This is a genomic window from Streptomyces sp. SID12488 (assembly GCF_010548275.1).
Classification (GTDB): Bacteria; Actinomycetota; Actinomycetes; order Streptomycetales; family Streptomycetaceae; genus Streptomyces.
In genome coordinates this window covers 64340-80019 of record NZ_JAAGLT010000034.1, presented here as the reverse complement: position 1 = coordinate 80019, position 15680 = coordinate 64340, and the positions used below count along the sequence as shown (strand labels likewise).

The 15680-nt window shown below is 67.7% G+C and carries 12 protein-coding genes; 8 read left to right on the top strand and 4 right to left on the bottom strand.

Annotated features, from left to right (window positions below):
* The first annotated feature begins 147 nt into the window (after positions 1-147).
* On the top strand, positions 148-453 hold the full coding sequence (locus tag G3I56_RS36030; protein ID WP_164416564.1) for a hypothetical protein: 306 nt from the start codon (positions 148-150) through the stop codon (positions 451-453).
* A complete protein-coding gene (locus G3I56_RS36025; RefSeq protein ID WP_164416562.1) occupies positions 450-1487 on the top strand; it encodes a phosphotransferase in 1038 nt (345 codons plus the stop codon). The genes G3I56_RS36030 and G3I56_RS36025 overlap by 4 nt, the downstream gene beginning before the upstream one ends.
* On the opposite strand, the gene G3I56_RS36020 is transcribed toward G3I56_RS36025, so the two are convergent.
* The 4 genes from G3I56_RS36020 to G3I56_RS36005 all read right to left on the bottom strand — a co-directional run bounded on the left by G3I56_RS36020 (position 1462) and on the right by G3I56_RS36005 (position 5377).
* Positions 1462-2253 (bottom strand): succinate dehydrogenase/fumarate reductase iron-sulfur subunit, encoded by a 792-nt coding sequence (locus G3I56_RS36020; RefSeq protein ID WP_343240152.1) that lies wholly within the window; start codon positions 2251-2253, stop codon positions 1462-1464. The genes G3I56_RS36025 and G3I56_RS36020 overlap by 26 nt on opposite strands.
* On the bottom strand, positions 2250-4190 hold the full coding sequence (locus G3I56_RS36015) for a fumarate reductase/succinate dehydrogenase flavoprotein subunit (protein ID WP_164416560.1): 1941 nt from the start codon (positions 4188-4190) through the stop codon (positions 2250-2252). The genes G3I56_RS36020 and G3I56_RS36015 overlap by 4 nt, the downstream gene beginning before the upstream one ends.
* The gene (locus G3I56_RS36010) at positions 4190-4948 is read right to left on the bottom strand and encodes a hypothetical protein (protein WP_164416603.1); all 759 of its coding nucleotides are present in this window, start codon (positions 4946-4948) and stop codon (positions 4190-4192) included. Before G3I56_RS36010 ends, G3I56_RS36015 begins: the two co-directional genes overlap by 1 nt.
* Positions 4949-5086: 138 nt before the next feature.
* A complete protein-coding gene (locus G3I56_RS36005) occupies positions 5087-5377 on the bottom strand; it encodes a hypothetical protein (RefSeq protein ID WP_164315677.1) in 291 nt (96 codons plus the stop codon).
* Positions 5378-5750: 373 nt separating this feature from the next.
* Between G3I56_RS36005 and G3I56_RS36000 the strand changes: the two genes are divergently transcribed.
* The 6 genes from G3I56_RS36000 to G3I56_RS35975 all read left to right on the top strand — a co-directional run bounded on the left by G3I56_RS36000 (position 5751) and on the right by G3I56_RS35975 (position 15679).
* A complete protein-coding gene (locus tag G3I56_RS36000; protein ID WP_164416558.1) occupies positions 5751-8057 on the top strand; it encodes an ABC transporter family substrate-binding protein in 2307 nt (768 codons plus the stop codon).
* Positions 8058-8203: 146 nt separating this feature from the next.
* Positions 8204-10111, top strand: a complete 1908-nt coding sequence (gene typA / locus G3I56_RS35995; RefSeq protein ID WP_164416556.1) for a translational GTPase TypA — start codon at positions 8204-8206, stop codon at positions 10109-10111.
* Positions 10112-10574: 463 nt separating this feature from the next.
* Positions 10575-11621: an ABC transporter permease gene (locus tag G3I56_RS35990; RefSeq protein ID WP_164416555.1), complete on the top strand. Its 1047-nt coding sequence runs from the start codon at positions 10575-10577 to the stop codon at positions 11619-11621.
* A 103-nt stretch (positions 11622-11724) separates the two neighbouring features.
* The gene (locus G3I56_RS35985; protein WP_203691475.1) at positions 11725-13521 is read left to right on the top strand and encodes an ABC transporter substrate-binding protein; all 1797 of its coding nucleotides are present in this window, start codon (positions 11725-11727) and stop codon (positions 13519-13521) included.
* Positions 13522-13623: 102 nt separating this feature from the next.
* On the top strand, positions 13624-14601 hold the full coding sequence (locus G3I56_RS35980; RefSeq protein WP_164416553.1) for an ABC transporter permease: 978 nt from the start codon (positions 13624-13626) through the stop codon (positions 14599-14601).
* Between the two features lie 16 nt (positions 14602-14617).
* Positions 14618-15679, top strand: coding sequence for an ABC transporter ATP-binding protein (locus G3I56_RS35975; protein ID WP_164416551.1), 1062 nt, complete (start codon positions 14618-14620; stop codon positions 15677-15679).
* Position 15680: the final 1 nt, after the last annotated feature.

The following is a 15680-nucleotide window of genomic DNA, read 5'->3' as shown; positions in this document are numbered from 1 at the left end:
CTCGCCGCGGCCGGCCCCGAGTAAGAGAGGGCGTCACATTTGTGAGCGTATGGGGGTGATCGCGGGCGCGCGACCGGGGCGGGGCAGGGGTGGTGGGAGAGGCGGAATGGGTAAGGTCCCCGCAGACTTGTTCGAAGGGGGCGGGGGATGCACAGGTTCCTGTTGGGGACGGCCGCGTTGTTGCTGGGCAGCCAGGCCGTGAGCGGTGCGGTGGCGGCCGGAACCGGCTGGCTGCTGCCGTGGCTGCGGAAGCGGACCCTGCGACCCGCGCTGTGGGGCTATGGGACGATGCTTTTCAGCCTGGGCCTGCTGCTGATGATGTCGTGCGGGGCGACGGACGTGTTCGACGGATACTCGGCCCTCGTCGATGTCGCCGCGATCATCAGCGCGCTGATGATCGCGGCGGGCGGTTACCTCCAGGTGCTTTCCACGCGGGAGCGTGTCGACGGGTGACCGGCACGCCCCGCAAGGAACTCACCGCCGCCGACCTCGCGCCCCTCGCCCGTGCCGCCCTCGGCCGGAACCGTTCGCTGACCGGTGTCACCCGGGTGCGCGGCGGCAGCAAGAAGGGTGTCTACCGGCTCGCCCTCGACGACGGCACGACGGCGATCGCGTACGTCTGGTCGCCGGACGAGGACCTCTGGGACGCCGGCCCCATCGACCACCGCGACCCCCTCGCCCACGCCACCGGCCTCGACCTGTTCACGGCGTCCCACGACCGCCTTGCCGCCGTCGGCGTCCGCACCCCGAGTCTCCTGTACGCCGACCCGGCGCACACCCACCTCCCGGCGGACGCGGCGGTCGTCGAGGACGTACGGGGACACCCGGGCGGCGGCGACCTGGAGGTGCTGCTCGAACGCGACCCGGAGACCGGGGCAGAGGTTCTGGACCGGCTCGGGGACCTGCTCGGCGTGCTGCACAGCACCACCGGACCCCGCCTCGGAAAGGTCGGCCTCGTCGACAAGGGCGGGGTGTCCCAGGGGAGTTCGTGCGAGCGGATCATCACGGACCGCGCGCTGCGCGACCTCGACGACCTCGTCGTACGACAGCCGCGAGCCGCCGCCCTGCACAGCGAACTGGCGGCACTGGTAAGGCACTTGGCGGCCGAGGTGCGCCCCCGGACCGGCCCCCTGTCCCTCATCCACGGCGAACTCGGCCCGGACCACGTCCTGGTGACCCCGGACGGCGAACCTGCGCTCATCGACATCGAGGGTCTGCTGTACTTCGACGCCGAGTGGGAGCACGTGTTCCTGAGGCAGCGGTTCGGGACGCTGTACGACAGGTTGTACGAGAACCTGGCCGCCCCGGACCTCGACCCGAACCGCCTGCGCCTCTACCGGGTCGCCATGCACCTCTCCCTGGCCACCGGCCCACTGCGCCTGCTGGACGTCGGCGCGTTCCCGGACCCCGCCTTCATGCGCGGGATCGCCGAACACAGCCTCGAACAGGTCATCGGCCTCGTCATGAACTCTCCGAGCGCCTCCTGATCTTCGAGCCCAGCCATACCAGCGGGTCGTACTTGCGGTCGACCGCCCGTTCCTTCAAGGGGATCAGCGCGTTGTCCGTGATGTGGATGCCCTCCGGGCACACCTCGCTGCAGCACTTGGTGATGTTGCAGTAGCCCAGGCCGTGTTCGTCCTGGGCGGTGCGCTTGCGGTCCAGGCCGGACTCCGCCGCCGCGTCCAGCGGGTGCATGTCGAGTTCCGCGACGCGCATCAGGAAGCGGGGGCCGGCGAACGCCGGCTTGTTCTCCTCGTGGTCGCGGACCACATGGCAGGTGTCCTGGCACAGGAAGCACTCGATGCACTTGCGGAACTCCTGTGACCGGTCCACGTCCTCCTGCATCATCCGGTACTCACCGGGGCCCACTCCGTCCGGCGGCACGAAGGACGGCACCTCGCGGGCCTTGTCGTAGTTGAACCCGACGTCGGTGACGAGGTCGCGGACAACGGGGAAGGCCCGCAGGGGAGTCACCGTGATCGTCTCCTCGCGGGTGAACACCGACATCCGGGTCATGCACAGCAGCCGGGGACGCCCGTTGATCTCCGCCGAACACGAACCGCACTTGCCCGCCTTGCAGTTCCAGCGGACGGCGAGGTCGGGGGCCTGGGTCGCCTGAAGCCGGTGGATGATGTCGAGGACGACCTCACCCTCGTTCACCTCGACCGCGAAGTCCTTGAGCCCGCCGCCCTTCACATCGCCGCGCCACACCTTGAAGCGGGCCTCGTAGCTGCTGCTCACGCTGGTGCTCACTCGTACAGCTCCTCGTCGGTGAGGTACTTGACCAGCTCCTCTTTCTCGAAGAGGGCGAGCAGGTCGGGGCGGACGGGTTCGGTGGTCTCGCGGGTGAGGTCGATCAGGCCGTTCACCTGGTCCGTAGCCGCCAACCCACTGGCGGGATCGGAGAGTTGGCACAGCAGGTTCACGTTGCGCCACCCACGGTCCATCACCGGATGGTCCTCACGGGTGTGGCCGCCGCGCGACTCGGTGCGCTCCAGCGCCGCCAGGGCCACACATTCACTGACCAGCAGCATGTTCCGCAGGTCGAGGGCGAGATGCCAGCCCGGATTGAACTGGCGGTGCCCCTCGACACCGGCGCGATGGGCCCGTACCCGCAGCTCGGCCAGTTTCTCCAGCGCCTGCTCCATCTCGGCCTCGCGGCGGATGATGCCGACCAGGTCGTTCATGGTCTGCTGGAGCTCCTGGTGGAGCGTGTACGGGTTCTCCGCCGGGCGGCTGCTCTCCCCGCCCGGGGTCGGTTCCTCCGCCGAGAAGGGGCGCAGGGCCTCCGCCGCCGCCGTGTCGATCTGGTCCTCGTCCACGGGCGGGCGATCTGCGGCCGAGGCCGCGTACTCGGCCGCGTGCAGGCCCGCGCGGCGGCCGAACACCAGCAGGTCGGAGAGGGAGTTGCCGCCCAGCCGGTTGGAGCCGTGCATCCCGCCCGCTACCTCGCCGGCCGCGAACAGTCCGGGCACCCCGCGTGCGGCGGCGGTTTCGGACTCGACCGCGATACCGCCCATCACGTAGTGGCAGGTGGGCCCGACCTCCATCGCCTCGGCGGTGATGTCGACATCCGCCAGCTCCTTGAACTGGTGGTACATGGAGGGCAGTCGACGCCGGATCACCTCCGCCGGCATCCGCGTCGAGACGTCCAGGAAGACACCGCCGTGCGGGGAACCGCGACCTGCCTTGACCTCGGAGTTGATGGCGCGGGCCACCTCGTCCCGGGGGAGCAGTTCGGGGGGCCTGAGGTTGTTGTCGGGGTCGTCGTACCAGCGGTCGCCCTCGGCCTCCGACTGGGCGTACTTCTCCTTGAAGACGTCCGGGATGTAGTCGAACATGAACCGCTTGCCCTCGGAGTTGCGCAGGACCCCGCCATCACCACGGACGGATTCCGTGACGAGGATGCCCTTGACCGACGGCGGCCAGACCATGCCCGTCGGATGGAACTGCACGAACTCCATGTTGAGCAGCGGCGCCCCGGCGAGCAGCGCCAGCGCGTGGCCGTCGCCGGTGTACTCCCACGAGTTCGACGTCACCTTGAAGGACTTGCCGATCCCACCGGTCGCGATGACGACGGAAGGGGCCTCAAGGACGAAGAAACGGCCCGTCTCACGCTCGTAGGCGAAGACACCGGAGACCCGGTCCCCGTTCTTGAGGACGCGGGTGACCGTGCACTCCTGGAAGACCTTCAGCCGGGACTCGTAGTCGCCGGTCTCCTTCTTGTCCTGCTGCTGGAGGGAGACGATCTTCTGCTGCAGGGTGCGGATGAGTTCGAGTCCGGTGCGGTCGCCGACGTGGGCGAGGCGTGGGTACTCGTGGCCGCCGAAGTTGCGCTGGGAGATCCGGCCGTCCTTCGTACGGTCGAAGAGGGCGCCCCAGGTCTCCAACTCCCAGACCCGGTCCGGGGCTTCCTGGGCGTGCAACTCCGCCATCCGCCACTGGTTGAGGAACTTGCCGCCGCGCATGGTGTCGCGGAAGTGGACCTGCCAGTTGTCGTGGCTGTTGACGTTCCCCATTGCGGCGGCGATCCCGCCCTCGGCCATCACGGTGTGCGCCTTGCCGAACAGGGACTTGCAGATCACCGCCGTACGGGCGCCACGCTCGCGTGCCTCGATGGCGGCGCGCAGTCCGGCGCCTCCGGCGCCCACCACTACGACGTCCCATTCCTGTCGATCGACCACGGACATCAGAACAACCTCGGATCATCGAAAGCGCCGGAGGCGACCAGGTACACGTAGAAGTCGGCGAGCCCCACGCTCACCAACGACGCCCAGGCGAGCAGCATGTGACGGGCATTCAGTTTCCCGACCCACTGCCAGGCGCGGTACCGCACGGGGTGCTTGGAGAAGTGCTTGAGCTTGCCGCCGACGATGTGCCGGCAGGAGTGGCAGGAGAGCGTGTACGCCCAGATCAGCGTGATGTTGAGCAGGAAGACGAGAGTGCCGAGGCCCATGTGGCCCCAGTTGTAGTGCTCGTCGCGGAAGGAGAGCACCGTGTCGTAGGTGAGGATGCAGGCGACCAGCAGAGCCGCGTAGAAGAAGTAGCGGTGGATGTTCTGCAGGACGAGCGGGAAGCGCGTCTCACCCGTGTACTTCTTGTGCGGCTCGGCCACCGCGCAGGCGGGCGGGGACGCCCAGAAGCCGCGGTAGTAGGCCTTGCGGTAGTAGTAGCAGGTCAGACGGAAGCCCAGTGGGAAGATCAGGATGATGATCGCGGGGGAGATGCCCCACCAGCCGCCGAACAGATCGGCGTTGGGGCCGTGCCGCATGGGGGCGCAGTTGTCCGCCAGACAGGGCGAGTAGAACGGTGAGACGTACGGGGCCGCGTAGTAGTCGGCGTTCGCGAACGCCCGCCAGGTCGAGTACACGATGAACGCCAGCAGACCGGCGGCTGTGGCGGCGGGCGCCAGCCACCAGCGGTCGGTCCGCAGATGCGGGGCGTCGATGGCGGCGCGTGTACGGGTCCGTACGCCGCCGCGTCGCGGATGGGGGTCCGTATCGGTATGGGGATCGGGGTCGGAGTCGGGATCGGTACCGCTGTCGGTACCGGTTTCAGTGGCCAAAGGAGAACTCCGGTCGGATTCTCAGGGGGCGTGACGGTCGTGGGCGCCGAGTCCTTCGTCGTCCGAGTCCGTCCACAGGCTGTTGTCGTACGGGGTGTCGGGGATCGTCACGAGGTCGGGGCGCCGGGGCTGGGCGAGCGCGGGGGCGGCCTCGCGGAGCAGCGCGAGGCTTTCGCGCAGGTGGTTGGCGTCGCTGCGGAGGCGGCGCATTTCCAGGCCGCCCTTGCCGATCTGCTGTTCCAGGCGGCCCATCGAACGCAACAGGTCGTCCAGGCAGCGCTGTACTGACGTCAGCTCGTCGTGCACGGACATGACGTGACCTCACTTCCGCCGGGCGGGTGTGCCCTTGGTGGAGACGTTCATGCGCCTGAGAGTGTTGCGCGTCACACCTGCCGGTGGGAAGCGGTGTGCATGGATTGGCTGAGGGAAGGGGGGCACGGGGAGTGCGTCGGGGTGCGCGTCCCTGGGGGCTCCGCCCCCAAACCCCCGGCCGCGCTGAAGGCGCTTGTCCTCAATCGCCGGACGGGCTGGAAATGCGGGCCGGCGCCAGAGCCTCCAGGTTGTTGCGCCAAACGGTTGGGCTTCGGGTGCCCCGCCGCCGTGTCGACCCCCGCCGCCGGACCCCTTCCTCTTCAGTGGCCGTACATCTGATCAGCCAATTAACGCGCCACCGGAGGTAGACCTGATGTCCCACCACGGCGTAGGACTGCGCGCGGTAACGCGCTCGGTCGCCTTCCTCACCGCTGGCGTGCTCGCTGTGCCCCTGGTCACCGCGTGCGGCGGTGACCAGGACGAACAGAGCAAGCCGCTCGCCGGGCAGGACATCGCGCCCGCCGCCCGCGACCGGCTCGCGGACGGCGGCACCCTGCGCTGGGCCGTGGACTCCGTTCCGGAGACGCTCAACACCTTCCAGGCGGACGCCGACGCGACGACCACCCGTGTCGCGCAGGCCGTGCTGCCGTCGATGTACCGGCTCGACGTGAACGGGCGGCCCCAGCGCAACTCCGACTTCCTGGAGTCCGCCAAGGTCGTCGAGACCGAGCCCAAGCAGGTCGTCCTCTACAAGCTGCACCAGCAGGCCGTCTGGAGCGACGGCCGGGAGATCGGCGCCGCCGACTTCGCCGCTCAGTGGCGTGCCCTGTCAGGCAAGGACTCCGCGTACTGGACCGCCCGCAACGCCGGGTACGACCGCATCGAGAAGGTGCAGCGCGGCGCGAACGACCTCGAGGTCAAGGTCACCTTCAGTCGGCCCTACGCCGACTGGAAGTCACTGTTCTCGCCCCTGTACCCCAAGGCCGTCATGGGCACCCCGGACTCCTTCAACGACGGGGCACGGCGCAAGCTCAAGGTCACCGCCGGGCCCTTCGGCCTCAAGAAGGTCGCCAAGGCGGAGGGCGACGTCGTCCTCGTCCGCAATCCGCGCTGGTGGGGGCGTACCCCCCTGCTCGACGGGATCGTGCTGCACGCCGTACCGCGCGACAAGCGTGCCGAGGCGCTCGCCGCCGGCAAGGTGGACGTGGCCGAGATCGACCCCGCCGAGGCCGAGCGCATCGTTCTCGCGGCGCGCGGCAAGTCCACCCCCCTCCAGGGCCCCGGCGCCGCGCTCACCCCGGCCCGCGCCCTGCGTTCCTGGGCCCTCGCGCACGGTTCCGACGACGAGGCCGCCGAGAAGGCGGTCGGCGCCCGGCGCAAGCAGCGTGAAGCGGCCACCAAGTACGCCGGGCAGCAGCAGTCGCTCAGCGCGTTCGAGGTGCGCAGATCCCTCGAACCGGCGTACACCCAGCTCGCCCTCAACGGCGCCGACGGGCCCCTCGCCGACGAGCGTGTCCGCCGCGCGGTCGCCCGTGCGCTGGACCGCGAGGAGATCGCCGGCCTCGTTCTCAAGCCGCTGGGGCTGCCCGCCGTACCCGTCGGCAGTCACCTCGCGCTCTCCGGGCAGGCCGCCTACGCCGACAGCAGCGACGCGCTCGGCGGCCAGGACACCGACGAGGCCGAGGAACTCCTCGCCGACGCCGGATGGGTGCCCGGCGGCCCGCTCGGGAAGCCGAAGAAGAAGGACGGCGACGCGGAGAAGGTCGCCGGGGGCGAGGGCAAGAAGGCCGGCGGCAAGTCCGCCGCGCCGAAAACCTCCCCGAAAACCTCCCCGAAAGCGTCCCCGAAAGCGTCCGCCAAGGCCGGTAAGGCGCGTAAGGGCAGTGGCGACGACGACGGGACCTATGTCGTCGGGGACGACGACAAGCCGTACGGCGAGCCCGTCCGCGAGGACCACCAGAACCCCCGCGATCACCGGGGCGGTTCCGGGAAGAAGAATCTCGCTCAGGACGGCAAGCAGTCCCTGCACAAGCACCCGGAGCGGGGCGGAGCGCCCGGTGCCTACGCGCCCAAGGGGACCCCTGCTCCCGCCGGGGCCGCCGCCGGAGCGCTCGCCAAGGACGGCAAGCCGCTGACCTTGAGGTTCGTGCTTCCCTCGGGGCCGGGCTCGGCCACGCTGCGGGCCGTGGGCGAGCGGATCGCGCGGATGCTGGACCGGGTCGGTATCCGTACCGCGATCACCAAGGTGTCCGACGACAGCTACTTCAAGGACCACATCGCCAGCGGGCAGTACGACCTGGCGCTGTACTCGTGGCCCGCGTCCGCCTTCCCCGCCACCGACGCGCGGCCCATCTACGCCAAGCCGGTGCCCGCCGCCGACGGGTCGCTGAACGTCGAGCAGAACTACACCCGCGTCGGCACCGACCAGGTGGACCAGCTTTTCGACCAGGCCATCGCCACCCTGGACGAGAGCAGGTCGGCCTCCCTGGTCCGGAAGGCCGACGCCCGGATCTGGGCGGCCGGCGGGTCCATCCCGCTCTTCCAGCGGCCCCAGCTCACGGCAGTGAAGAAGACCGTCGCCAACCTGGGCGCCTTCGGTTTCCAGACCCCCCTCTACGAGGACATGGGCTTCCTGAAGAAGAGCGCCACGCCGGGCAGCAAGGCGTCGTCCCGACCGTGACGGTCGCCTCATCGGTACGGCCCGGCGAGCCCCTACCGCGCCGGGCCCGTACCATGGGGTAAGGCCGTGGCATGTTCAGCCCGGCAGGGCCCGCGTGACGCAGTCGTACGCGCAGGCCGTCCTCAACTCCGGGAGTACGCCGCACTATGGCCACGCGCCACGACATCCGCAACGTCGCCATCGTCGCCCACGTCGACCACGGGAAGACGACACTGGTCGACGCCATGCTGAAGCAGGCCGGTGCCTTCGCCGCGCACGCCGCCGAGTCGCTCGACGACCGCATGATGGACTCGAACGACCTGGAACGTGAGAAGGGCATCACGATCCTCGCCAAGAACACGGCGGTGAAGTACCACCCGAAGGACGGGGGGGACGTCATCACCATCAACATCATCGACACCCCGGGCCACGCCGACTTCGGTGGTGAGGTCGAGCGCGGTCTGTCGATGGTGGACGCCGTGGTGCTGCTCGTCGACGCCTCCGAGGGGCCGTTGCCGCAGACCCGCTTCGTGCTGCGCAAGGCGCTCCAGCAGCGCCTGCCGGTCATCCTCTGCATCAACAAGACTGACCGCCCGGACTCCCGGATCGACGAGGTCGTCAACGAGACGTACGACCTCTTCCTGGACCTGGACGCCGACGAGGAGCAGATCGAGTTCCCCATCGTCTACGCGTGTGCGCGTGACGGTGTCGCCTCGCTGACCAAGCCGGAGAACGGCACGGTCCCGGCCGACAGTGACAGCCTGGAGCCGTTCTTCTCCACGATCCTGTCCCACGTCCCGGCCCCGGAGTTCGACGTGGAGGCGCCGCTCCAGGCGCACGTCACCAACCTGGACGCCGACAACTTCCTCGGCCGTATCGCGCTGCTCCGTGTCGAGCAGGGCGAGCTGCGCAAGGGCCAGACCGTCACGTGGATCAAGCGTGACGGCACGATGTCCAACGTCCGCATCACCGAGCTGATGATGACCGAGGCGCTCACCCGCAGGCCTGCCGAGATGGCCGGCCCGGGTGACATCTGTGCCGTCGCCGGTATCCCGGACATCATGATCGGCGAGACCCTCGCCGACCCCGAGAACCCGATCGCGCTGCCGCTCATCACGGTCGACGAGCCGGCGATCTCCATGACCATCGGTACGAACACCTCGCCGATGGTCGGCCGCGGCGGCACCGGCAAGGGTGCCGAGAACAAGGCCGTGGTCAAGGACCGCAAGGTCACCGCCCGCCAGGTCAAGGACCGTCTCGACCGCGAGCTGATCGGTAACGTCTCGCTGCGTGTCCTCGAGACCGAGCGTCCCGACGCCTGGGAGGTCCAGGGCCGTGGTGAGCTGGCGCTGGCCATCCTGGTCGAGCAGATGCGCCGCGAGGGCTTCGAGCTGACCATCGGCAAGCCGCAGGTGGTCACCCAGGAGATCGACGGCAAGGTCCACGAGCCCGTCGAGCGCATGACGATCGACGTGCCCGAGGAGCACATGGGCGCGGTCACGCAGCTCATGGGCGTCCGCAAGGGCCGGATGGACAACATGTCCAACCACGGCTCGGGATGGGTGCGGCTGGAGTTCGTCGTGCCTTCGCGCGGGCTCATCGGCTTCCGGACCGAGTTCCTGACCGGTACCCGTGGCACGGGCATCGCGCACTCCATCCACGAGGGCCACGAGCCCTGGTTCGGTGTGCTCACGACCCGTAACAACGGCTCGCTGGTCGCCGACCGCGCCGGTGCCGTCACCGCCTTCGCGATGACGAACCTCCAGGAGCGCGGTGTGCTGTTCACCGACCCCGGCACCGAGGTGTACGAGGGCATGATCGTCGGCGAGAACTCGCGCTCCGACGACATGGACGTGAACATCACCAAGGAGAAGAAGCTCACGAACATGCGGTCGGCCGCGGCCGACTCGTTCGAGGCGATCGTCCCGCCGCGCAAGCTCTCCCTGGAGCAGTCCCTGGAGTTCTGCCGCGACGACGAGTGTGTCGAGGTCACCCCGGAGGCGGTTCGCATCCGCAAGGTGAGGCTGGACGCCCGCGAGCGCGCCCGTTCCGCCAGCCGCGCCAAGCACGGCTGATCAGGCTCTGATCCGGCTGTGGTCAGGCTCTGATACGGCTGTGATCCAGGTCTGATCCGACGTCACGAGGACCCGGTTCCCCACCGGAGGGGACCGGGCCTTCGGCATGTCCGCGATACCTCGCCGGAAATGGGTTCACTCCCCTGGGCGTACCTCTGCCCGCATCTCTGTCCGCGCGCTGTGCGACGCTGTTCGGATACCGGTGAACCAACGATCAAGTTTCGGACATGTAAACAGAAAACCATCCCTTTATGTCCGTTTGGTGTATTTCCTGTTTGGCGTGTCAAGCGCGACCAGGTGTCAATCTTTGCAATTTTTGCTCAAAATTTCGACAGTAGGGAGATCCCTATGCCTTCCGGCCTTGACGCGCGTTGACTTACTTGGCGAAAGTTCCCCCAAACCACAGAACCCGCCGGTATCTGTGCTGCGCACAACTCTCCAACCCCCCGGGGGAAGAACACACATGACCAGTCCAGCCAAGGCCGAAGGCGCCGGGCCCTCGATCGCCTTGGACCCCGAGCTCGATACGAACCCTGAGCCGGCCAAGGGCCCGAAGACGCTCGAGGGCCGTTCTCCCGGGCAGTTGATGTGGCAGCGCTTCAAGCGTGACCGTACCGGTGTCATCTGCGCCGTGGTAGTGATTTTGTACTTCGTCGTCTCCCTCGCGGCACCCCTGCTCGTCAAGCTGAGCGGGACGAACCCCTACACGCTGTACGGCCAGGACCCCACGTATGCCGACAGCCCCGTCCTCGACGACTTCGGGCTGCCGCTCGGCTACTTCGGCGGCGTGTCGGGAACCCACTGGTTCGGTGTGGAGCCGCAGTACGGCCGCGACCTGTTCGCCATGCTGATGTACGGCATGCGCACCTCGCTGTTCATGGCGGTGGCCGTGACTGTGCTGGTGATGATCACCGGTGTTCTCATCGGCCTGATCGGTGGCTACTTCGGCGGGCGTGTCGACTACTGGGTCGGCCGGGTCACGGACTTCTTCCTCTCCTTCCCGTCGCAGCTGTTCTTCATCGCGTTCATGCCGGTGGTCACCGCGTTCTTCGTCGACCCACGGGAAGAAACCCCCACATATTTCCGTGCGCTGGCGATGCTGATCGTGCTCTGGGTGCTGGGCTGGATGGGCATGGCCCGACTGGTCCGTTCGACCGTGCTGTCGCTGCGTGAGCGCGAGTTCGTCGAGGCCGCGAAGGTCTCGGGCGCCTCGCCGTGGCGGATCGTCCGCAAGGAGATCCTGCCGAACGTGGTCTCGCCGATCCTGGTGCAGTTCACGTACCAGCTGCCCAGCACCATTCTCACCATCGCGTTCCTTTCCTTCGCCGGCGTCGGGTTCGTCGAACCGACTCCGGACTGGGGGCGGCTGTTCGCCGCCGCCTCCGACTACGCCAAGCAGGATCCGGCGTTCATGTTCTTCCCGGGCACGGCACTGGTGATCTTCGTCCTGTGCTTCAACCTTCTCGGGGACTCTGTTCGGGACGCGTTCGACCCCAAGTCCGGGCGCTGATCGTCCATTGGTGGGGGGTGACTGCCGCCCCCGCGTCGGCCTACCAGCCGGGCGTCAGGCAGTACTCATGGATAACAAACCGACAGGTAGGTGCTTCAGCCTCATGAAGTCGTTCAACTCGCGCAGAACTCGGGCCATCGTGGTCGCCATCGCGGCCGGCTCCCTCGCGCTCACCGGCTGCTCCGAGAACAAGGGCGGCGGCTCCGGCAGCAAGGGCTCCAAGGAGGACCAGGCGGAGGCCTCCAAGCAGTCGAAGGCGGTCGTCTACGCCGACGCCGCCGCGTCGACCGGTCCTGCGGAGGAGGTTGCCGGCGCCAAGAGCGGCGGCACCGTCGACGTCTACCAGGAGTCGGGGCTCACGCACCTGGACCCGGGTCAGATCTACGTCTCGGACGCCGGCCAGCTCGCCAACCTGCTCTTCCGCGGGCTGACCAACTTCGAGGAGGACGGCAAGGGCGGCACCTCGGTCGTCGGTGACCTCGCGACCGACTCGGGCAAGTCCTCGGACGGCGGCAAGACCTGGACCTACACGCTGAAGGACGGCGTGAAGGACCAGAACGGCAACGTGATCACGTCCGCCGACATCCGTCACACGATCGAGCGCCAGTACGCGCCGTTCATCTTCGACGGCCCGAGCTACCTGCAGACCTGGCTGAGCGGCCCGAAGTACCGCGACGCGCTGAAGGACGGCGGCTTCGGTTCCAAGCACCTGCCGGCCACCGTCCTGGACACCCCGGACGCCAAGACCGTCATCTTCCACTTCGACACCCCGCGTCCGGACCTTCCGCAGACGCTGGCCATGCCGGGCTACTCGGTCGTCCCCGAGAAGACCGACACGAAGGCGAAGTACGACACGGCGCCTGTCTCGACCGGCCCCTACAAGATCGCCTCGTACAAGGCTGGCAAGTCCCTGAAGCTTGTCAAGAACGAGAACTGGGACGCCAAGACCGACTCGGTGCGCCACCAGTACCTGGACGGCTGGAACTTCGACTTCGGTGTCACCGAGGCGACCCAGACGAGCCGTCTGATCGCCGACCAGGGCAGCTCGAAGAACGCGATCCAGTTCACCGGATCCGTCGACGCCACCCAGATCGAAGACGTCATCAGCAACCCCGCGGTCAACAAGCGCACGATCAAGGGCTACCAGCCCTACGTCATGACGCTGACGTTCAACCTGGACCGGGTGAAGAACAAGAAGGTCCGCGACGCGATCACCTACGGTGTGAACTCCAAGTCGCTCATCGCCGGTGAGGGTGGCGCCTACGGTGGTGACCCGGCCGCGAACCTGTTCGCCCCGACCCTGCCGGGCTACGAGGCCACGTACGACCCCTACGGCCGTCTGAAGACGCCGGCGGGCAACATCGCGAAGGCCAAGGAGCTCCTCAAGGACGTTCCGGCCGCCGAGAAGAAGCTCGTCTTCGCCTACTCGAACAGCTCGGCCGGCCAGAAGCGCAAGGTCGCCATCGAGGACGCGCTGACCAAGATCGGCATCGACGTGGTGGCCAAGGAGGTCGACTCCGCGAGCTACTACGAGCAGATCGGCAAGGTCAAGAACCCGTACGACATGTACATCTCCGGCTGGGGCCAGGACTGGCCGTCGCCGGGCACGGTCGTCACCCCGGTCTACGACGGTGACCAGGTCGCCGACGGTTCGCCGAACTACTCGCACATCAACGACCCGAAGGTCCAGGAGCTCATCAAGAAGGCTCTGACCCAGGAGCCGACCGAGGCCGCCAAGACCTGGACGGAAGCGCACCACTACATCCTGCAGAACGTGAACCCGGCGGCTCCGCTCTGGTACACCAAGCAGTTCCAGCTCTACGGTTCGAACATCGGCGGTGCCCGCTACAGCACCGAGTCGAGCTACATCGACGTCACCCGACTGTTCCTGAAGTCGTAACTCTGTACGGCTGATCGCGGGGGTGCGCACCAGGCGGAGCGCACCCCCGCGGTTCCGTGAACCTTGCCCCACACCGTCTCCGCAGAGAGCAGCCCTCCCGCCATGTTTCAGTTCATTCTCCGGCGCACGGTCGGTGCCGTCGTCACCCTGTTCCTGATCGGTGCGGCCACCTTCTTCCTGTTCGTCGCCGCGCCCTCCGACTACGCCTCACTGGCCTGTGGCAAGGACTGCTCGCCCGCGAGACTCGAGGACATCCGCACCGCTCTTGGGCTCAACCTGCCCATCGCGCAGCAGTTCTGGGATTTCATGTCCGGCATCCTGATGGGCCGCGACTTCCCCGAGGGTCACTGCAGCGCCCCCTGTCTCGGACAGTCGTTCTACTACAACGACATGGTCTGGAACCTCATCAAGGACCGCTTCCCGACGACCCTGTCGCTGACGCTCGGCGCGTTGGTCGTCTTCCTGGTCGTGGGTCTCGGCGCCGGCATGCTCGCCGCCTACAAGCGAGGCTCCCTGGTGGACAAGGTCGCCACCGGTTCGTCCATGGTGCTCAGCTCGTTCCAGATCTACTTCCTCGGCCCGATCGCGCTGACGGTCCTCGTCTACAGCACCGGCTGGATGGAGAACCCGCAGTACGTGCCGTTCACCGAGGACCCGGTCGGCTGGCTCGTCGGACTGTCCATCCCGATGGTCGTCATGGCAACCATCTTCACCGCGCAGTACACGCGTATGGCGCGCGCCTCGATGATCGAGCAGCTCGCCGAGGAACACGTCCGCACCGCGCGGGCCAAGGGCATGTCACAGAGGTACGTCTTCTTCCGCTACGCCTGGCGCGGGTCGCTCATCCCGATCGTCACTGTGCTCGGCATCGACATCAGCGCCCTGCTCGGCGGCGGTGTCGTCACCGAACTGACCTTCTCCCTTCAGGGGATCGGCCGCCTGGCCGTGGACGGCGCGGTCCAAAAGGACCTCCCGCTGACGATGGGCATCATGCTGTTCGGGGCCTTCTTCATCCTGATCCTGAACATCCTTACCGACATCGTGTACGCCTATATCGACCCGCGCGTCCGGCTCTCCTAGGAAGAAACGAACCACCGTGACCACACTGACCAAGCCCGAGGGCGCACCGGCCCCGACCGGTCCGGACAGCTTCCTCTCGGTCCGCGATCTCAAGGTGCAGTTCTCCACCGAGGACGGCATCGTCAAGGCGGTCGACGGACTCTCCTTCGACGTCGAGCGCGGCAAGACCCTGGGCATCGTGGGCGAGTCCGGATCTGGCAAGTCCGTCACGAACCTGACGATCCTCGGTCTGCACAACCCGATGAGCACGACCGTCGACGGCGAGATCGTCCTCGACGGCAAGGAACTCGTCACCGCCACGGAGAAGGAGCTCGAACAGCTCCGCGGCAACAAGATGGCGATGATCTTCCAGGACCCGCTGACCGCGCTCTCCCCGTACTACACGGTGGGCCGCCAGCTGTCCGAGCCGTACATGAAGCACCGGGGCGCCTCCAAGAAGGAGGCGAAGGACCGGGCCGTGCAGATGCTGGAGAAGGTCGGCATCCCGCAGCCCAAGACGCGCTTCGACGACTATCCGCACCAGTTCTCCGGCGGTATGCGCCAGCGCGCCATGATCGCCATGTCGCTGATGTGCGACCCCGACCTGCTGATCGCCGACGAGCCCACCACCGCGCTGGATGTGACGGTGCAGGCCCAGATCCTGGACCTGCTCAAGGACCTCCAGCAGGAGTTCGGCTCCGCGATCATCTTCATCACGCACGACCTCGGTGTCATCTCGAACATGGCCGACGACCTGCTGGTGATGTACGCGGGCCGGGCCGTGGAACGCGGCAGCGTCAAGGAAGTGCTCCGCACGCCGAAGCACCCGTACACCTGGGGCCTGCTCACCTCCATGCCGCGCCTGGACGGCGACATCAACGAGGCGCTGACGCCGATCCCCGGCTCGCCGCCCTCGCTGCTCAACCCGCCCTCGGGCTGTGCCTTCCACCCGCGCTGCGCCTTCACCGGCGAGGTGTCGGGCAGCCGCTGCACCGACGTACGGCCGTCGCTGCCGGACGGGCGCGCCTCCGCGTGCCATCTGTCGGCGGAGCAGAAGCAGACCATCTTCATCGACAAGATCCAGCCCCGGCTGCGCTAGG